We start from the raw sequence: 19526 nt of genomic DNA on the forward strand, positions 1-19526 counted from the left end.
TTTCCGGCCAATCACCGAATTAACGATGATATTTATCGTCTATTAAGATAAACAGCGCCGGTACTTCGTGGCCATTCCAAAGTCATGCGAATGGCGACAGGATTCCGCCCTCCGGCCCGCCGCGAGGGAGAAAATTTTTCCCTACGGCCGGAGGGAAGCCCGCATCGGGCGGATTTGCGGGACGAAAAACTCCGCGCTCAGGCGGGTGCGCGGATCAGGGTGACCCTGACCTCGAGGCCGGGATCGGCATTCCGCAAGACCAGATCGCCGCGTGCGGCCTCGAGGATATCCGAGGCGATGGCCAGCCCGATCCCCTGCCCGCCCGGCGTTTGGTCGAGCCGCCTGCCGCGTTCGGGCAAGGCTTCGAGCTGGCTCTCGGGCACGCCTGGTCCGTCGTCGCGGATGGTGACGACAAGCACGGCCTCCTCGGCCCGAAGCGTCACGCGCAAGCTGTGGCGCGCAAAGCGCAAGGCATTCTCCATCAAGGCGCCGAGCACCTCGATCAGATCATCGCCGTCGATCCGTGCGAAAAATCCGGACGGTGCCTCGATCTGCCACAGGATTTCGCCGCCGCGCGGAGTGCGCGCCAGCACTTTGGCGATTTTGTCGATGACCACGGCGGGATCGGTGCGGGCATGTCCGTGATCGGAATGAATGCGCGCACGAGCCAATTCGCGGTCGACATGGCTGTGCATGACGCCGACCACTTCCTCGATCGCCTGCGCCACCTCGTGCTCGCCGCGCCCGCGCAGGAGCTCGGCATCGCCGAGCAGAGCCTGAAGCGGGGTCTTGAAACCGTGGGCGAGATCTGCGGCACGGTGACGGGCGCGGGCGAGATCGCGGTCGCGAGCATCGAGAAGCTGGTCGATCTCGCGCGCGAGCGGGACGACCTCGGTCGGGAAATCCTCGCCCAGACGGTTATTCTGGCCCGAATCCAGCGTCGCAACCCTCGCTCCCACCTGCGACAGCGGCCGCAATCCGACGCGGATCTGGACCCATGAAGCGAGCAGGAAAAGCGCGCCGAGCACCGCGAGATAGGGCAGAAGATCGCCGATAAAGGCGCTGCGGGCTTGCGACAAGGCGCGCCGGTCGACCGCCACGATCAGGCGCACCGCCTGCGCATCCGGCCCGTTCCCGAGCAAAAGGCCGCGATCGACCGCCAGAAGGCTTTGCTCTTGCGGCCCTTCGAGAGCGATGACGGCACTTGCGCCCGCCGGCGGCGGCTGCTCGGGCGGGACCAGCGTGACATCCCAAAGCGAACGCGAATGCAGCATGCGCTCGCCGATCCGCATCTGCCAATAGGCGCCCGAGAACGGCATGTCGTAGCGCGGATCGAGAGCGATGGGCCGTGTGCGGATCCCGCCCGCCTCGCCCCGCTCGATCGTTGCGATCAGCGCCATGGCCCGCGCCTCGAGATCGGCGACCGCCACCCGCGTCGCATGACGGTCGAACAAAAGCGCAAGCCCGATCGCGGCGAAAGTCATCGCCGCCGCAATCGCTGCCGCACCCGCCAGAAAAAGCCGCAGGCGCAGCGAATTCAGCCTCATTCGGGCTGTTCCAGAAAATAGCCGAAGCCGCGCCGCGTGCCGATCACCCCCGCGCCAAGCTTGCGACGCATCCGCGCGACAATCGCCTCGAGCGCATTGGCCTCGCGCGAGCCGTCATCGCCGTAAAGATGTTCGAGCAATTCGCTCGGCGCGATGATGCGGCTTTGGTTGAGCGCGAGATAGGCGATCAGCCGGAATTCGAGCGGCGTCAGGTGGACAGGCACGCCGTCTCTCGCGACGGTCATGCGGTTGAGATCGATCGAAAGCGTCCCGATGCTTTGTGTGGCCGCCCCCCTCCCGCCGCTGCGGCGCACCAGAGCGCGGGCGCGGGCCACCAATTCCTCCATGCGGAAGGGTTTGGGCAGATAGTCGTCGGCCCCCGCATCGATCCCCTCGACCCTTTCAGTCCAAGCGCCGCGCGCGGTCAGGATCAGGACCGGACTGTCGCAGCCCTCGCCCCGCCACCGCTTGAGCACGCTCAACCCGTCAAGCCCCGGCAGGCCGAGATCGAGGACGATCAGGTCGTAGTTTTCGGTGCCGCCGCGAAACCAGGCATCCTCGCCGTTGTTGCAGCCCTCGACCAGAAATCCCGCTGCACCAAGCGCGCGCGAAAGATCGGCGGCGATGCGCGCGTCGTCCTCGACCACAAGCGCGCGCATCAGGCCCGACCGCTTTCTTGCATTCCGGACCTCATGAATCCTCGTCTTCCATGCCGATGATGCGGCCGGTCACCGCATCGACCTCGATCTCGATCAAACGCCCGCCGGCAGTGAGCAGTTCGATTTCATAAAGCTGCACATCGTCGTCATCGTCGAATTCGACCTCGACCACCTGTCCGGGATGCTGCGCGGTCACGATCGCGAGGATCTGCGACAGCCCGAGGATCTCGCCCCGCGCCACCGCCTCGCGCGCGTGGTCCTGATCGTTGCGGCCCAGTTCGCCGCGCCCCAAATCACCCGGCCCGATGCGCGTCGCCAGCTGCCCTGCCGCATCGATCGGGGCAAGGCTCTGGGCCAGCATAAGAAGAAAAAGGCATGTCTTGCGTGTCATAATTTCTCCTCTTTAACGCGAGCGCGCTGACAAAACACTGACGGTTGCTGTCAGATTGTTGTCAGCCAGCCTGTGCCAAAACGCTTGAACGGCGAAAGCCAAACGCGAATCGCATGCACCGGCCGCTTGGACAATGGCCTTTCTGCCGGAGCGACGCGGTTTCACCTCATCGGGTCTTCGGGCCTGTCCCCGACCCTGCCGGCCCCATTTGCGGTCGCGCAAAGACAAAGAGAAGGAAGCATTCCATGGCGAGAATTCAGGGCACTCCGCTGGCAGACCGCATTTTCGGTACGGCAGTCGACGATTGGCTTTCGGGCCTCAACGGCAATGATTCAATTTTCGGCGGGGCCGGCTCGGACCGAATTTATGGCGGGAACGGCAACGACCGTCTGGTCGGCGGCTCCGGCAATGACGAAATTTACGGCGGCAACGGCAACGACGAGCTGATCGGCGATGACGGCAACGACGAGCTGGACGGCGGTTCGGGCAACGATACCCTCTACGGCGGGGCCGGCGACGACGAGCTGGATGGCGGCGCGGGCCATGACCGCCTGTTCGGGGGCACCGGCAATGACGAGCTGGACGGCGACGGCGGCAACGACACGCTCGACGGCGGCGACGGCAATGACGAGCTCGAGGGTGGCGAGGGCAACGACAGCCTGCTCGGCGGCACCGGCAACGACGAGCTCGACGGCGACAACGGTGCCGACCGTCTGTTCGGCGGCGGCGGTCGCGATACGCTCGACGGCGGACGTGGCGACGACATCCTGAGCGGCGGCGCGGGTGCCGACCGCTTTGAATTCGGCCGCGGCGAGGGGCGTGACCGCGTCACCGATTTCCAGAACGGCCTCGACCGGATCGAACTGGACGATTTCAGCGTCGGCCAGGTCAGAGGCGTCATCGCCAATGCCCAGCAGCAGGGCAGCAGCGTCGTTCTGCACCTCGATACCTGGACCTCGGTCACGATCGAGAACATGCGCGTGAACCAGCTCGACCTCTCCGATTTCACCTTCTGATCGGAAGCTGCGAAGGGGGTTGCCCCCAATAGGAAAGTCCTTCGGGAAAGGCGCGCTCCGGCGCGCCTTTTTCAATCCCGTTGCCCTGTCGACCATGCGGGGCCGCGCGCCTGCAGCCCACGGGATACACAGGTCAACTTCCCGTGTGGCGCGCGCCGCGCGGGCGGGGCAAGCCTCTCCGGCCACTTGTGCTCGGGCATTGCTCCTTTATGCCTGGGCCCACAAACGCCGCTTTCACGGGGATGCGACAATGGCTTCAAACCGCTGGCTTGTGCTTGCAATCGTCTCGAGCGCGCTCTTGCTGATCGTAATCGACATGACGGTGCTTTATACGGCGCTGCCTCGTCTGACCCATGACCTGCGCGCCAACGCCTCAGAAAAGCTGTGGATCCTCAATGCCTATCCGCTGGTGGTCGCGGGGCTTTTGCCCGGCCTCGGGACGCTGGGGGACCGTTTCGGTCACCGTCGCATGTTTCTGGGCGGGTTGGCGGTTTTCGGAGCGGCCTCGCTGATCGCGGCTTTCGCGCCGGTGCCTGCGGTTTTGATCGCGGGACGGGTTCTGCTGGCGGTCGGTGCGGCGGCGATGATGCCCGCAACGCTGTCGCTCATCCGGCTGACCTTCGAGGATGAGAACGAGCGCGCATTTGCCATCGGCATCTGGGCGGCCGTCGCCTCGGGCGGGGCGGCTTTCGGTCCGGTTCTGGGCGGCATTCTGCTCGAACATTTCTGGTGGGGTTCGGTCTTTTTGATCAATGTGCCCATTGTAGCACTGGCCTTTGTCGCAGCGCTTGCCTTCATTCCCGCGCGGCCCGGCAATGCGCAGGCGCATTGGGATGCGCTCAGCTCGCTCCAGATCATGGTGGCGCTGATCGGCCTTGCCTATGCGGTCAAGGAGATGGCCAAACGCGAGCCGCTCTGGTGGGCGGTGGCGGTTGCCGCGGCCCTCGGGTTGCTGGCGCTGGTGCTGTTCATCCGCCGCCAGCGCCGCCTGCCCCATCCGCTGATCGATTTGCGGCTTTTCGGCAATGCGCAGTTTTCGGCGGGCGTGATCGCGGCACTTTGCGCCTCGATGGTGATGGTCGGGGTCGAGCTTGCCTTGACGCAAAGGCTCCAGCTGGTGCAGGGGAAATCCCCGCTCGAGGCGGCGCTCTTCATCCTGCCGATCCCGATTGGCGCCTTTGTCGCGGGGCCGGTGACGGGGCTGCTGCTGCCGAGACTGGGGCCGAGGGCCGCCCTTCTGGCGGGCTTGGGCCTCTGCCTCACCGGCGTTCTCGCGATGATGCCGCTGCGCGATGCCGCGACCGTCTGGCAGATGCTTCCGCTCGGGCTTTTGGGGCTCGGGATTGGGGCCGCGATGACGGCCGCCTCTTCGACGATCATGCTGAGCGCGCCCAGCGAAAGGGCGGGTATGGCCGCCGCGGTCGAGGAGGTCTCCTATGAACTCGGCGGGGCTTTGGGCATCGCCATTCTCGGGACCGTCATGTCGCTCGGCTATCGCTGGTCGATGCCGGTGCAAGCCGAACTCGGCGCGGCTGCATCCGACGGCACGATCTACGACAGCCTCGACGAGGCGCTTCTCGTCGCCGAAACCCTGCCCGCCGAAACCTCTGCCAGCCTGATCACCACGGCCCGCGCGGCCTTCGAGCAGGCGTTCTTGTCGGTGGGTTTCGCGGCGGCGCTGATCTTGGGCCTGACCTGCCTGTTGATCTTCAGGCGGGGCCGCAGCGCCGCCTGAAGCCATGCACGCTCACAGCAGCCATTCGACCGGCAGAAGCCCGATCACCACGATCGAGATCTGCTGGAACCATGTCGCGCCCGGCTCTTTTTGATAGATCAGCTGCGAGCCGTCGGCGCGCTGCTCGGTCCAGACCATATTGCCTTCGGCGCTCAGCGCGGGACGGTAACTGATGGCCTTGACCGGTCCGTCGAAGGTCGCCGAGGTCAGTTGCGCAAGCGAGGGGCTGTCGATCATAAAGCCCATCTCGCAATTCAGAAGCGCCGAACGCGGGTCGAAATTGAACGAGCCGATAAAGACGCGGCGGCGGTCGATCGCGAAGGTTTTGGCATGAAGGCTCGCGCCCGACAGACCGAAGCGGCGGATTTCCTCGTCGCCCGATGCCTTGTCCGAGCGCAGTTTCAGCTCGTAGAGATCGACGCCCGCCTGCAGCAGCTTGCGGCGGTATTTGGTATAGCCGGCATGGACGACCAGCACATCGGTCGTATTGAGTGCATTGGTCAGGATGCGGACGCGGCGCTTGTCCTTCGCGAGATTGGTGAACAGCTCGAGCCCCGCCTTGCCCGGCACGAAATAGGCCGAGACCAGATCCAGCTCGCTCTCCACCCCGCCAAGGATCTCGCCGAGATGGGTGACCATCAGCTGGTCCTTGCTCGCAATCCCCTGCCCCTTGGCGGGATCATCGACGACCAGCGCGATATCGGTCCATTCCGGCTCGACCGAGCGATGCATCAGCCCCGCGACACTGGTCGTCGCCTGAGCGATCAGGCTGGTCGCCTCGGGCGAAGCGGCTGTCGCGTCGAGCAGCGCCACCGCTTCTGCAAGGTCGCCCGGACTGCGCACGATATCCTCGATCGCATGAACCGAAGCGCTGTTCCAATAGGCGTCGAAAGCGGCCGAGGTTTCCGCAACGATCGGCCCCACCGCCAGCACATCGAGGTCGATATAGAAATCTGCGTCGCCCACCTGAAAGTACTCATTGCCGATATTGCGCCCGCCGATGATGGCGGCAGCACTGTCGGCGATGAGGGATTTGTTGTGCATGCGCCGGTTCATGCGCATGAAATCGATCGCGTAGCCCGCCATCTTGGGCTTGCGGATCGCGGAGGGGTTGAAGAGGCGGACCTGAAAATTCTCGTGGCTGCTCAGGGCGGACAGCATATCGTCCAGTCCGGGGACGCCGTTGTCGTCCACCAACAGCCGCACCCGCACCCCGCGTTCCGCCGCATCATGAAGCGCCTTGAAGAGCAGACGCCCCGCCAGATCGTCGTGCCAGATGTAATACTGCACATCGAGCGATTGCTCGGCATTGGCGGCCAGCTCGAGACGACTTGCGAGCGCGTCGAAGCCGCTCAGGATCGGGATGAAGCCGCTTTTTGCGGGATGTTTGGCCATGCCCTCAAAGGCGCGGCGGCCGATGGCCGTCCGGTCGCTGGCGGCAATCGCAGGCTCGAAGGCACGCCCTTCGGTCGTGGGCAAAGGGAAGATCTGGCGCGCGATCACGATGGCCAGAACGGCCAGAGCACAAAGCGCGGCCCCCGTCAGCAAGACATTTGCAAGAATGCTGCGCATCCGCCCACCCGTTTCTGCCATCGTACCGTCTTCGGGTCGGATTGGGTCACGAGCCGCGCGGAAAGGAAAGCGGAATTCGCTCGTCCCGGGCGGCCTTCCGGCGTGGTCGGCCTGCACGGATGGCCCGCATGACCGGCAATCATGGGCGGCGGCGGCCTGCGGGACAAGAGTGGCGTTCTCATCATTTCTGCCAATAGATGCACAGGCGCAAAAGCGGGACGCTGGCACAAACCTCCATCGCGCTGAAAGGAAACCCCATGTCCCATCCCACCATCCGCAAGCTCGCGGGCGCAGGCGCGCCGCAATCGCTCGATCCGGCCAAGACGGCATTGTTGGTGATCGACTTCCAGAACGAGTATTTCACCGGCGCGCTGCCGATCCCGAACGGCAAAGCCGCGCTGGAGAATGCCCGCCGCCTGATCGCGCATGCCGACGAGGCCGGCATGCCGGTCTATCACATCCAGCACGTCCTGCCCGCCGGCATGCCGATCTTTGCCGAAGACAGCGCGACCTCGGACTTCCACCCCGACGCCCAGCCCGGCCCCAAACACAAACGCATCGCCAAGCAACAGATCAGCGCCTTTCCGGGAACGGATCTCGACCGCGAGCTGAAAGCGGCAGGAATCGAGACCGTGCTGGTCACCGGCCTCATGACCCATGCCTGTGTCGCGGGCGCGGCGCGCGATGCGGTGCCGCTCGGCTATCAGGTCGTGGTGGCCGCGGATGCCTGCGCCACACGCGCGCTTGATACCGCGGATGGCGATCAGGTCGGCCATGACCAGCTCCACCGCGCGGCTCTGGCCTCGATCGACGATGTCTTCGGCGCGGTCATGCCGACCGAAGCCATTCTCGCGGTGCCTCTGCGCGCCTGAGCCCCCAAGCGAGAGGGGGCCGCTTGACCGCGCCACCCCCGCCCGAACCGCCGAGTTGCGCGCCCGACCAAGCCCGTCGGGCGCGCATATTCGTTCGCGCCCCATCCCGCGCGCCCGCTGTGGCGCGACTGCATCCACGCGCGCAAGGGTGATCATTTCCCGAGTTGCCTATTTCCTGTTCTGGGTGCATTGCCCCTTGCAGAAATGTTTGGTCCTATCCGCAGAGGGAGGGCCGACATCTGTTCTGACCCTGTTCAACCAGAAGACCGGAACCAAAGATCGTGGCAGCAAGCAATCTCGACGGCAGTGGCCCGAAGTGGAAGAAAGCCGTTTGGCCGCTTGTCGGCATCGGGGCGATTTCGGTCTCGTTCTGGCTGTTGGCGCAAGAGCTGCGCGGCATGTCATGGGACGCGCTCTGGGCCCGTATCACCGAGATCAGCGCGCATAACTGGCTCCTGATCTCGATCTGCACGCTGGGTTGCTACCTGATCCTTGCCGCCTACGATTCGCTGGCGCTCAAACATCTCAAGCGCAAGGTGAACTACAGCTTCGTGGCGCTTTGCTCGCTTACGACCTATGCCCTCTCGCATTCTCTGGGGGCTTCGGCCTTTACCGGCGCGGTCATCCGCTACCGCGCCTATTCGACCAAGGGCCTGAGCGCGGCCGAGGTCGGGGTGCTGGTAACCTTTTGCTCGCTGACCTATGCGCTCGGCGTAATGGTGCTCGTCGGGCTCGTCTTTCTGCTCGATCCCGCGCTTGATACCCGCTTTGCCGAGGTCCTCTCGCCGGGGATGGTACGCTGGATCGCATGGGGGCTTTTGGGGCTCAGCGCCTTTTATCTGGTCTGCAGCGCGCTGCGCCTGCCCGATCTCAAGATCCGCAATTTCCGCATCTCTTACCCCTGCCTGCCGATCGCCTTGCGTCAGGTTCTGGTCGCCCCGATCGAGCTGCTCTTTGCCGGCGGCATCCTGTATTTCGCCCTGCCTGCCACCGGAAATCCGGGCTATGTCGTGGTGCTCGGCGTCTTTGTCGTGGCCTTCACGCTGGCCCTGATGTCGCATGCGCCAGGGGGCTTAGGCGTCTTCGAGCTGGGCGTTCTGATGGCTTTGCCCGAATTCCCGCCCGAGACGGTGCTTGCCGCCCTTCTGGTCTTCCGGCTGTGCTATTTCATCATCCCGCTGGTCATCGGACTGGCAACGGCGGTGATCTTCGAGCACGGACAGCTGCGCTCGGGACTTGCCGCGCAAGGCACGCCGCCGCCGTCGCATTAGGGCCGCCGACCAGAACCAAGGGGCGACCCGTCGGGCGACTGACAGAAACTCTTCAGCCAATTGCAACATCACTGTCAGGAACAGGGCTTAGCTCACGGCGCAGCACCGCTTTGAGAGGAAACCGAATGCGCCTGTTCACCCTGCTGCTCGGCAGCGCGACCGTTCTGGCCCTGCCCGCCACCGCCGAAGAGAGCTTTCCCGCCAAACTCGCAGGCCATGCCGCTTTGCCCGCGCTGACGCTGGTCGCGCCACCCGCCGATGCACCACGCGACGCGCTTTTGGCGGGCAAATTCACCACCCCCTCGCGCAACAGCACGCCCATGAGCCTCGAAGGCGATGTCGGCCCGAATTACGGCGGCCACAAAACCGGCCTCTCCCTGCCCTTCATCGGCCAGCCCGTACAGGGCCTGTCGGGCTTTGCCATGAACCGCGCCGCGGACGGCAGCTGGTTCGTGCTGACCGACAACGGCTTCGGCACCAAGCTCAACAGCCCCGATGCGCTGCTGAGCTTCCACCGCATGACCCCCGATTTCACCACCGGCAAAGTCGCCCGCCTCGAGACGGTTTTCCTGCGCGACCCCGATTTCAAAATCCCCTTCCGCATCGCCAACGAGGGCACCGAGAGCCGCTATCTGACAGGTGCGGATTTCGACCCCGAAAGCATCCAGTACCGCGACGGCGAGATCTGGATCGGCGACGAATTCGGCCCCTTCCTGATCCGCGCGACCGAAGACGGGCGGATCGTCTCGGTCCACCAGACCGTGCTGGACGGCCAACCGCTGACCGGCCCCGACACCCCCGGCACGGCGGTTCCGGCACAGGCGGGCAAGGATTTCCGCGTCCAGCGCTCGGGCGGCTACGAGGGAATGGCCCTCCAGCCCGAGACCGGCCTTCTGTGGGCGATGCTCGAAAAGCCGCTTCTGGACGAAGCAGGCGCGCCCGAGGGCGATTTCCTGCGCGTCATGACCTTTGATCCGGCGAAAGGCGATTGGACCGGCGAGAGCTTCCGCTTCAAACTGTCCGAAGGCGCGACCGCGATCGGCGATTTCAACTTCATCGACGCGACCCGCGCCCTCGTGATCGAGCGCGACAATGGCGAGGGTGATCAGGCCAAAGCCTGCGCCGAAGGCAGCACCGATCACTCGGCCTGCTATCCGCTGCCCGCCAAGGTCAAGAACGTCGTGCTCGTCGATACAGCCACCACCGATGCCGAGGGCAATCTGCGCCGCATTGGCCATATCGACCTGCTCGACATCGCCGACCCCGACAGCAAGGCGCTGCCCGGCCTCGCATCCGGCAGCGGACCCTTCACCTTCCCCTTCTTCACGATCGAGGATGTGGCCCGCGTCGACGAGACCCATATCATGGTCGCCAACGACAACAACCTGCCCTTCTCGGGCGGGCGCGAGATCGGCAAGGCCGCGGATAACGAATTCATCCTGCTCTCCGTGCCGGAGCTGCTCTCGGCACGCTGAGGCGGTTCAAAACGAGGCGGAGGCGGGCTTGGCGCGAGCGGCCCGCCTCCGCTGAATCACAAGCCCTGCATCCACGCGATAACGGCACAACCCGAGGACCGCGCGCATGGATACCGCTCGCGTCAGGCGGGAAAACCGTGGCAAAGGCCGCACCGCTACCCAGCCGCAGGGAACGAAAGCACGGTTTCGGCGCGGCAGGAACTTGCCTATTTCACATCATTGCCCTAGCAATATGTGTAAATTGTTATTCGCTTTTTTGGTGGTTCGATGTCGTTTTCTCTTCGCCAAACAGATCGTCTTGGCCGTCTGACCACGGCCCTTGGTCCCGATACGCTTGTCCTGCTGCGGTTCGACGGAAGCGATCACCTCAACGGGCTTTTCGATTACCGCGTCGAGGCGATCTCGATGGAACGCGACCTCGATTTCGACGCGCTGGTCGGAACCCATGCCACCGTCGCGATTGACGGCCGCGAGGGGCTGCGCCATTTCGACGGCATCGTCACCCAAGCGCGCTGGATCGGCTCGAACGAGAACGGCCACCGCTACGACCTGAACCTGCGCCCCTGGTTCTGGCTGGCGGGACTTCGCCGCAACCAGCGGATTTTCCACAACAAAACCGTCGTCGAAATTCTCAAGGAATTGCTGGCCGATTACGCCGATCTCGGGACGCCCGCGCTGGACATGGCGCTGACCGGCGATCATCCGGTGCTGGAATATACCGTGCAATACCGCGAATCGGATCTCGATTTCGCACGCCGCCAGATGGAGCGGCACGGGATCTCCTTTCATTTCCGCCACGAAGACGGCAACCACACGCTGGTTCTCACCGATGATATCGCGAGCCATGTTTCGGTCGGCTCGCGCGAGTTCAAATCCTATGACGCGCATCATCAGGCCGATGGCGAGCATTTCTGGGAATGGGCGCCCGAGCGCAATCTGACCACCGGCGCGGTCCGTCTGACCGACTACAACTTCAAGACGCCGATGGCCGCGATGGAGACCGACCGGCAGGGCGATGCGGCCTATGCCCATGGCCAGATCGAAAGTTTCGACTATCCCGGCGACTACCTTGACCGCGCGCGCGGCAAAGGCATGGTCGGCCTCAAGGCTCTGGGCGAGCGCGGCGGCGACCGGCGTCACCGCGCGGCGGGCGATTGCGTCTCGCTCGGTGCGGGCATGCAGGTGACGCTGAGCGGCGATCCTGTTCCCGGCACCGGCGAAACCTATCTCGTGCTCTCGGCCAATTACCATTTCATGAGCGAAGCTTACGGTACCGGCAGCCCCTCCAAGGACGGTTACGCCTTCAACGCGAGCTGGAGCATGATGCCGATTTCGGCGCCGATGGTACCGCCACGCCGCACGCCCATTCCGGTCGTCCAAGGCCCGCAGACCGCCATGGTCGTCGGCGAAGGCGAGATCGATTGCGACGATTTCGGCCGCATTCTCGTACGTTTCCACTGGGATTTGCAGAATGCTTTCTCGATGCGCTGCCGCGTCAGCCAGTCTTGGGCCGGCGCCGGTTGGGGCGGCATGGTCATTCCGCGGATCGGCATGGAGGTCGTGGTCGAGTTTCTCGAAGGCGATCCCGACAAGCCGCTGGTGACCGGCTGCGTCTATAACGGCAAGAACAACGTCCCCTATGATCTGCCGGCCAACAAGACCATCAGCACCTTCAAATCCGACACCCATGAAGGTGCGGGCTATAACGAATTCCGCTTCGAGGATCAGGCCGGTCGCGAAGAGGTCTTCATGCATGCGCAAAAAGACCACAATACGATCATTGAAAATGACGAAAGCCACTCCATCGGCCACAACCGCAGCAAATCCGTGGCCAACGACCAAAGCGAGAGCGTCGGCAACAACAAATCCATCTCGATCGGCAACGACCACAACGAGACCATCGGCAACGACATGTATTACAATGTCGGTCGCAACCAGCAGGAAAACTACGGCAAGGACCACATCCACCGCGTCGGCAATATCCACAAACAGGCGATTTTTGCCGATCACCTCTACGAGGCGGGCCGCAATTTCGAGGGCGAGGTTTTCGGCCGCTATACGCTGGATGTCGGAAAATCGATCACCAACAACACCCGCATCCATACGCTGATGGCCTACGAGAAAATGCAGATCAAAGGTCCGGGCGGCAAGATCACCATCGATGCCTCGGGGATCTCGCTGGAGGCCCCGACGATCTGGCTCAAAGGCAATGTCGTGATGAGCAGCGGCTCGAGCACGCAGGTCTCGACCCTGCAGATGGCGGCACGCGAAGGCCTGCCGCTTTGCGAGGAATGCGCGAAATTCGAGGATGCGACCAGCGAAGAGTAAAGGGCGCACCCTCGGTCCGGTCTGACCGGACGAGCGAGTTGGGGCGGGGTGCAAAGATGCGGCCCCGCCCTTTTTCATTCCCCGAGCTTTGGCGCGGTCGACACCGGTCCGCGTCAGCCGCCCTCTTCGGGCAGGAGGGTATAGCCGAAGCTGGCCGGATCATAGGCAAACCGGCTGGTCGCGGGACGGGTCGTCTCTGAGATCCCCCCCGCCCCCTCATCGCGTTTGTTGCGCTGGTACAGGATTGCGAAATCGGGGGGGCCGTCGGGGTTCGGCACCGCATCCACGGTGATCTTTCCCGCTCCGGCATCGAGAACCATGTCGAGAGGCTCGTCGCAAATCCCCTGCGCGCTCCCCATCCGCAGCGTGACCACCGCCCCGTCACCCGAGCCGCCCCCGGTGCGAAAGCGTGCCACCACCAGCAGATCGGCCTGACCATCGCCGCTGAAATCCTCGAGCCGGATCTGCTCTGGCGGGCTTTGATCGGGCGTGCCGCTTGAGGCCTCGTAGATCTGCGCGATCATCTGGGGCACCGGCAGCGCGGCGCACGCGCTTTCGGCCGCAGGCGTCTGCGCGCGCGCGGGTCCCGCAAGAACCAGACAGAAAGCGCAAAGCGCCAGCGCGCCATTGCCCGCGCGGCGCGGCAATTCAGCCGAAGGTCGAGCCGGTTTCATCACTGCTCCTTCAGGGCGGATCGAAGCGGAAGCTTCCGACAGTGCCGGAAATCGAGGGGTCGTCAAGGTTGAGCCGATAGGTCACGCCCAAAGCGATACCGTTGCGCTGCGGCAGATCGCTCCAGCCGCGGATGCTTTGGACATGGCCGACTGCAGGCCCGCTGGCGGCCCGTTCGATCGCTGTCATCGCCAGCTCTTCACGCGCCTGATTATGGGTCGGGTTGGCCCGCCCGATCGCGCCAAGCGCCGTGGTCAGGCGGTTGAGCGTGCTTGTCGTGTAAATATGCGCGCGATAGGCCATGGCGACCGCCTTTTCGCTGGTCAGGTAATCGCTGACCCTGCCGGTTCCGACGCGCGCCGCGAGAATGTTGGCGATCCTTTGGCGCGCGAATTTTCCGCAGGCGATCTGGAAGCGGTTGCTGGTCCGGTTCGCCATCTGCATCCGGTAGTAAAGCGGCCAGAGATGGCCGTAATGGTTGTCCTCGATCCCTTCCTTGCGGGTGGGATCGGCCCTGTAATTGGCTCCGCACAGCATAACCGGACCGCTTTCGCTCTCCATATGGATCGCCGAGAAATAGGCGCCGCCGCCCGCCGCAAGCGGCCAGGCCGAGGCCGCCGACATCCCGAACCGCCCGATGGTTTCGCGAAAAACCTGCGGCTCGACCGAGGCGATATAGGCAAAAAGCGCCCCCATTTCGCGCGCTTCCTCGACAGGGATCGTGCCCGAGCCGGAATGGCCGAGAACCGCCAGCGTCCAATGGCAAAGGCCGAAGGACAGGGTCACGCGGTCATAGGCGTTCAGGCTGTCGAAATGGCCCAGACATTCAAAATGGGAGGCCGCCCGCACCACTTTGAAGGTCGAGAGCTGCGCGGCCGAGAGCCCCGTGCCGGTATAGCCGCCGCTGCCGTAAATCGTCTGGGGCGTGACCTCGGTCGTCTCGAGGTTCCAGATATGCGAGCCGCCGGTCAGCTGGCCGCCATAGGTCACTCCACCCTGATTATAGCCCGTATAGCCGCCGATGGTGATCGGTTTGGGAATGGTCTGCCCGTCCATCTGGACCGTGGTGTTGATGGAGGCCGGCAAAGGATAGGTCGCGCTGAGATCGACCGCGAACATCCGCGGCGCATTGCTGTCGTAATCGTCGTACCGCCAGATGCCCTCCTGCACGACCGCCGCCGGATCCAGCGAGCGGGCAGCAGGACTGGCATAGACATGGACCGGACAGCGATAGGCCCGCTCGAGCCAGCTTTGCAACGCGCGGGCGGTTGCCGCATTCAGCCCGCCGCTGGCCAGACCGGCCTCGGGGTAGAGCGCATGGCCCGAAAGCACCTCGGGCGGGCGGCGGATGATGCGTTGGAGGTGGAGCTCGCCCGTCGAATGCAGATCCTCGACCGCGGCTTGCGGCAGTTTGGCGTGGCACTGGAATTCGCGCAAAGCCCATTGCGTGCTGCGCCCGAAAGCGCCGTCGAGCGTGCCGAAACGCCCGCCCGCCGCATTGGTCGCGCCGACTGCGGCGCTCGGGCCGAAAGCGGTAATCGTCCTGCCGCGCGCGCGTTTGCCTGCAATCAGCCAGAAGCCGGTCTCGAAGAGCGCGAATTGCAGCATATGGACCGGCTGCGGCAGGTTGACCCTGTTCTCGATCGGCGCCTCGCCCGAACCTTCGTTATAGGCACCAAGGCAAAGCTGGTAGCCAGGACGCGTGACCTTGATGCCCGGGTTCTTGCGACCTGCCCAGATGGCCTCGGGCCGGTCTGGTCTGGGGTCGCTGTCGTCGGTCCCGCCGGAAATGTCGTACGAGCCGCGTTGCAGCACCGCCGCGCCGAACATCCCTGCATCGGGCGCGCTCGAGGCGCCCCGCCGCAAGAGCGCCTCGGGCACTTCCAGCTCGGAAACCCGATCGGCGGGATGCGCACCATGCGCCTTGCGGACGGCCTCCATGACCTCGGCGGGAATACGGTAGGCCTGCCCGTCCAGAAGCTGGTCGTTCTCGCGCGCCGAGGCATTGCGGGTGAAGCGGTTCATGTGGATGCGTTTGAAAGCCCGCATGGCCCAAAGCGCGCGCCCGTCGAAAAACTCGGTAATCCCCGCGTAAAGCCCGAGATTGGTCAGGCGTCGCTGAAGGCCGGTCGGCTGATGGATCGCGGGCAGCTCGAAGGAGACATCGAAGGAATAGGTCGGACCGCTCTCGAGCGTGATCACCAGCTCGGCCTGCATGACCTGCGCCGGAACCTGCCGGTTGCTGGCGCGGTCCAGAACGATCTGGCCGTCCGCAGGTATGGGCTGGGGAGCCGTCATCCCCGGCACAAGCTGATAGCTGCCTTTGGGGACCTGATCGGGGTAAAAGGTCCAGCCGAGTTTCAGCCGAAGGCTACGCTCTGGACAGGTGGCGCAGCTCGCCGCGGGCGCATATTGGCTGCCCTGTCCCGTCGCTGCCGCCATCGCGGCCTGAACCGATCCGTTGGTCGTCGCGGAAGGCAGAGGGCCCGTCAGTTCGGCCGGTGTCTCGGGCATGTCCTCGATCGTTTCGCCGCCTTGCTGCTGTCCCAAAGTCATTTCTCGTCCTCCAGCCTGACGGCCGCGATCCTGCGCTGGTAGCTGTCGCGCAGCCCCTCGGTCAAAGCCCTGCGCCGCTCTTCGGAACGCGGCAATTGAAGGCTTTCCCGGATCCACGGGAAAAGGGGATCATGGCAAAGCCCGTGCCCCAATTGAAAAGACATACATGTCAGCAATGCGATCTCCGCGCGCGACAGATCCCATTGTGCTAATTGGTCTATCATGGCGTCGCAACAGTATTTCACCAGCTCCGGCCCCAGCCAGCGGGTACGCGCCGGCCAGACATGGCGGACCGCGTGATGGAGCACGGAACTGTCGGCCTGGCTCCAATCGTGGTCTCCCACATCCTCGAATGCCCAGAGAATGCGCGCGGCCTCGGTACGGTCATCGGCAACGGCTGCCTCGAACGCGTCGATCCCTTCGGCGAGATCGGCCAGCACAACCCCCAACTTTTGCGGCGCGGCGGGATAGGTTTCGGGCCAGCCGGCCTTGTTCAGGATCGCCCAATATTGCGGATCGGTGTCGAAATAGCTGCCCCAGCTGGCGACCATGACCAGATATTGAAGCTGGAGCCGGCTGCTGTTGGCCCCCGCCTCCTTGCCGCGTTCATGGGCCAAAGCGACCACCTCGCGGGTCCGCTCGTCGTCAAGTCCGGCAACGATCGGCGCGAAAATCTGGCGCAGAAATTCTACCGAGCGCAGGAAATGGCGGTGCAGCGCCTCGGCCTCGGCGGCGGCTTCTGCCTCCTTGCTGAAAAGACCGTCCCTAGTCAGCATGCCGCACACAAAGATCGAGGTAATCGCGCATCCGCACAAGATCGCGGCCGACCAGAACCGGCTGGGCCTCCCTCCCCTCGGTCAGCGCGAAAAGAAAGGGCGCGGAAAAGGCGGCAAAAGGAGCGGGTTTCATATGGGCGACCAATCCGCGCATCGCCTCGGGGGCATAAAAGCGGAAATAGTTCCAGCGCCCCTCGCCGGCATCGAAAATGCGCGTGAATTTGCGGAAATGGCGCAGAAGATCATCGAGCGAGGCCCTGCTGCGGATCAATGTGACCGAGCCCGAGCCCCAGAGCTGCCAATGCGCGTCATTGCCCGATTTCGGCGTGAGCAAGCGCCGCGCCAGCTGGTGGTCGGGCGGAAGCGCGATCAGATAGGGCGCGACATCGCGTAGATCCTCTGCCGCCTCGCCGCGCATCAAGGACGCATAGTCGAGCCCTGCCCCGTCCAGCTGTTCCGGAAAATCGGGAAAGCGCGCGGCTTCGAGCAACGCGAAACAGCCGGCCGGCGCTTCATCGCCGCCCCAAACCGCCGCTGGATCGCCGAATGCCAAGCTCGCGAGCACCCGCGAAAGACGGTCGCGGTCTTTTGCAACAGCGGCCTCCGCCTCGACCAGCCAGGAGCCGGCGGCGGGCAATCCTTCGGATAACGGCGCAATCATCGCCAAGCCCCCACCGGGCAGCACAAAACAAACAATCGAATCCCCGGCACGACGAGACAAGCCGTCCTTCCCGACAGCCGGCCCGTTGCGGGCCTGGGACGACAACGTGCAAACTCGCTTTTAGTTCAATATGATGGCGGGGGTCTTATGCTCTTTGACGCATGGCCGCAAAAGCCTGCGCGCGTAACGCCGAACGCCCGCAAGGATGCTGCTGCGCGGCCAATGAAAAAGGCCGACGCGGATGCGCCGGCCTCTCTTACATCGATTGTGACGGATCAGTTGCCTTTCGGCGACCCGAGGTCACGGAAATCGACATTGGCGCCTTCGGCACCCGATTTGCCGTTGAGGGTGATCAGCGTGCCGTCAGCCTCGTTATAGATCAGTTCCAGCGACTCGCCGTTGCGGGTACCGGTCGCGGTGATTTTGCCATCGGCACGGCTCACCGAGATATCCTGCATACCTTTTGTGGTCAGAAGGTCCTTGACCTGAACGTCGCTCAGGCCCTGCGCCGCAAGCGGGATCTGATCCGCCGGAACGGTAGTGGTGGTTGCAGTCTGCGCAAAAGCGGCTCCTGCCAGAAGCGCCGAAACGGCACCGGCTTTGACGACAGTGCCGACGATTGCAAATGCTTTGTTCATCATGGCTATCTCCATAACCTCATCACAGGGACGAAACGAGGAAACGAGACAACCGGTTCCAAACAAAACAAACCTTTTACGGCAACCTTTAGGTCGTAATCTCGACTCCCATATGCTTGGCGACCGTGAAAATGTCCTTGTCGCCACGCCCCGAGAGGTTGACGACCATCAGGTGATCCTTGGGCAGGGTCGGCGCGAGTTTGCGGACATGGGCCAAGGCGTGGCAAGGCTCCAGCGCGGGGATGATGCCCTCGGTCTCGCAGAGCAGCTGGAACGCACCGAGAGCCTCGGTATCGGTCGCGCTGACATATTCGGCGCGGCCCTGCTCCTTGAGCCAGGCATGTTCGGGACCGATGCCGGGATAATCGAGACCGGCCGAGATCGAATGGCCCTCGAGGATCTGGCCCTCCTCGTCCTGCAACAGATAGGTGCGGTTGCCGTGAAGGACACCCGGACGCCCGCCCGAGAGGCTCGCGCAATGCTCCATGCGGGCGTCGACGCCCTTGCCGCCCGCCTCGACCCCGATGATGCGCACCGAGCGGTCGTCGAGGAAGGGGTAGAAGAGGCCCATCGCATTCGAGCCGCCGCCGATCGCCGCGACAACGCTATCGGGCAAACGGCCCTCTTGAGCCATGAGCTGCGACTTGGTCTCGCGGCCGATTATGGCTTGGAAATCGCGGACCATTGCCGGATAGGGATGGGGGCCGGCCACAGTGCCGATGCAGTAGAACGTGTCGGCGACATTGGTCACCCAGTCGCGCAGCGCGTCGTTCATCGCATCTTTAAGCGTCCCGCGCCCCGAGGTGACCGGCACGACTTCGGCACCCAGGAGGCGCATGCGGAAGACGTTCGGCGCCTGACGCTCGACATCGGTCGCGCCCATATAGACGATGCATTTCAGGCCGAAGCGCGCGCAAACCGTCGCGGTCGCCACGCCATGCTGGCCCGCGCCGGTTTCGGCGATGATGCGGGTCTTGCCCATGCGGCGCGCCAGAAGGATCTGGCCCAGCACGTTGTTGATCTTGTGGCTGCCGGTATGGTTCAGTTCTTCGCGCTTGAGATAGACCTTGGCACCGCCGAGCTCGGCGGTCAGGCGCGGCGCGAAATAAAGCGGCGAGGGACGGCCGACGTAATGGGTCCACAGATCCTCCATCTCGGAGATGAAGGCCGGATCGACCTTCGCACGCTCGTATTCCTTTTCGAGGTCAAGGATCAGCGGCATCAGCGTTTCGGATACGAAACGGCCGCCGAAAATCCCGAAACGACCCTGTTCGTCGGGTCCGGTCATAAAACTATTCGCGAGATCTTCGGCCATGGCATTTCCTGTCTTGAATAGGGTCCCGCAACATCCTCGGGC

General features: G+C 64.1%; 16 protein-coding genes. 6 read left to right on the forward strand and 10 right to left on the reverse strand.

The genetic code is table 11. From position 1 onward, the window contains the following. Nucleotides 1–197: 197 nt before the first annotated feature. The 3 genes from ACFFUC_RS09950 to ACFFUC_RS09960 are packed head-to-tail and all read right to left on the reverse strand — an operon-like array spanning nt 198 to nt 2597. Nucleotides 198–1547, reverse strand: a complete 1350-nt coding sequence (locus tag ACFFUC_RS09950) for an ATP-binding protein (protein WP_377685836.1) — start codon at nt 1545–1547, stop codon at nt 198–200. Next, complete coding sequence (locus ACFFUC_RS09955) at nt 1544–2206, reverse strand: response regulator transcription factor (RefSeq protein ID WP_377685838.1); 663 nt, start codon at nt 2204–2206, stop codon at nt 1544–1546. Before ACFFUC_RS09955 ends, ACFFUC_RS09950 begins: the two co-directional genes overlap by 4 nt. A 31-nt stretch (nt 2207–2237) precedes the next feature. Then, a complete protein-coding gene (locus ACFFUC_RS09960; RefSeq protein WP_377685839.1) occupies nt 2238–2597 on the reverse strand; it encodes a PepSY domain-containing protein in 360 nt (119 codons plus the stop codon). A 245-nt stretch (nt 2598–2842) separates the two neighbouring features. On the opposite strand from ACFFUC_RS09960, the gene ACFFUC_RS09965 reads away from it, so the two are divergent. Beyond that, nucleotides 2843–3613 carry a calcium-binding protein gene (locus ACFFUC_RS09965; protein ID WP_377685841.1) on the forward strand — a complete coding sequence of 257 codons (771 nt, stop codon included), beginning with the start codon at nt 2843–2845 and terminating at the stop codon, nt 3611–3613. Between the two features lie 250 nt (nt 3614–3863). Beyond that, nucleotides 3864–5348 carry an MFS transporter gene (locus ACFFUC_RS09970; protein ID WP_377685843.1) on the forward strand — a complete coding sequence of 495 codons (1485 nt, stop codon included), beginning with the start codon at nt 3864–3866 and terminating at the stop codon, nt 5346–5348. Nucleotides 5349–5360: 12 nt separating this feature from the next. On the opposite strand, the gene ACFFUC_RS09975 is transcribed toward ACFFUC_RS09970, so the two are convergent. Then, a complete protein-coding gene (locus tag ACFFUC_RS09975; protein WP_377685845.1) occupies nt 5361–6941 on the reverse strand; it encodes a phospholipase D family protein in 1581 nt (526 codons plus the stop codon). Nucleotides 6942–7177: 236 nt separating this feature from the next. On the opposite strand from ACFFUC_RS09975, the gene ACFFUC_RS09980 reads away from it, so the two are divergent. From ACFFUC_RS09980 to ACFFUC_RS09995, 4 genes are all read left to right on the forward strand, one after another. Beyond that, nucleotides 7178–7792, forward strand: coding sequence for a cysteine hydrolase family protein (locus ACFFUC_RS09980; protein ID WP_377685847.1), 615 nt, complete (start codon nt 7178–7180; stop codon nt 7790–7792). 281 nt (nt 7793–8073) lie between these two features. Then, on the forward strand, nt 8074–9063 hold the full coding sequence (locus ACFFUC_RS09985; protein WP_377685848.1) for a lysylphosphatidylglycerol synthase domain-containing protein: 990 nt from the start codon (nt 8074–8076) through the stop codon (nt 9061–9063). 125 nt (nt 9064–9188) lie between these two features. After that, entirely contained in the window at nt 9189–10538 is a 1350-nt protein-coding gene (locus tag ACFFUC_RS09990) for an esterase-like activity of phytase family protein (RefSeq protein ID WP_377685850.1), read from the forward strand. A gap of 267 nt (nt 10539–10805) precedes the next feature. Next, a complete protein-coding gene (locus ACFFUC_RS09995) occupies nt 10806–12866 on the forward strand; it encodes a type VI secretion system Vgr family protein (protein ID WP_377685852.1) in 2061 nt (686 codons plus the stop codon). A 113-nt stretch (nt 12867–12979) separates the two neighbouring features. Here the strand turns inward: ACFFUC_RS09995 and ACFFUC_RS10000 are convergent, their stop codons facing one another. From ACFFUC_RS10000 to trpB, 6 genes are all read right to left on the reverse strand, one after another. Next, on the reverse strand, nt 12980–13540 hold the full coding sequence (locus tag ACFFUC_RS10000) for a hypothetical protein (RefSeq protein ID WP_377685854.1): 561 nt from the start codon (nt 13538–13540) through the stop codon (nt 12980–12982). 10 nt (nt 13541–13550) lie between these two features. Further along, nucleotides 13551–16094 carry a hypothetical protein gene (locus ACFFUC_RS10005; protein WP_377685856.1) on the reverse strand — a complete coding sequence of 848 codons (2544 nt, stop codon included), beginning with the start codon at nt 16092–16094 and terminating at the stop codon, nt 13551–13553. Continuing rightward, nucleotides 16091–16870, reverse strand: coding sequence for a hypothetical protein (locus ACFFUC_RS10010; RefSeq protein ID WP_377685858.1), 780 nt, complete (start codon nt 16868–16870; stop codon nt 16091–16093). Before ACFFUC_RS10010 ends, ACFFUC_RS10005 begins: the two co-directional genes overlap by 4 nt. Continuing rightward, entirely contained in the window at nt 16860–17531 is a 672-nt protein-coding gene (locus ACFFUC_RS10015; protein WP_377685860.1) for a DUF4123 domain-containing protein, read from the reverse strand. Before ACFFUC_RS10015 ends, ACFFUC_RS10010 begins: the two co-directional genes overlap by 11 nt. A 275-nt stretch (nt 17532–17806) precedes the next feature. After that, nucleotides 17807–18172 (reverse strand): hypothetical protein, encoded by a 366-nt coding sequence (locus ACFFUC_RS10020; RefSeq protein ID WP_377685862.1) that lies wholly within the window; start codon nt 18170–18172, stop codon nt 17807–17809. A gap of 85 nt (nt 18173–18257) precedes the next feature. Continuing rightward, a complete protein-coding gene (gene trpB / locus ACFFUC_RS10025) occupies nt 18258–19484 on the reverse strand; it encodes a tryptophan synthase subunit beta (RefSeq protein WP_377685864.1) in 1227 nt (408 codons plus the stop codon). Nucleotides 19485–19526: the final 42 nt, after the last annotated feature.

Source organism: Paracoccus cavernae (assembly GCF_042430175.1).
Lineage (GTDB): Bacteria > Pseudomonadota > Alphaproteobacteria > Rhodobacterales > Rhodobacteraceae > Paracoccus > Paracoccus cavernae.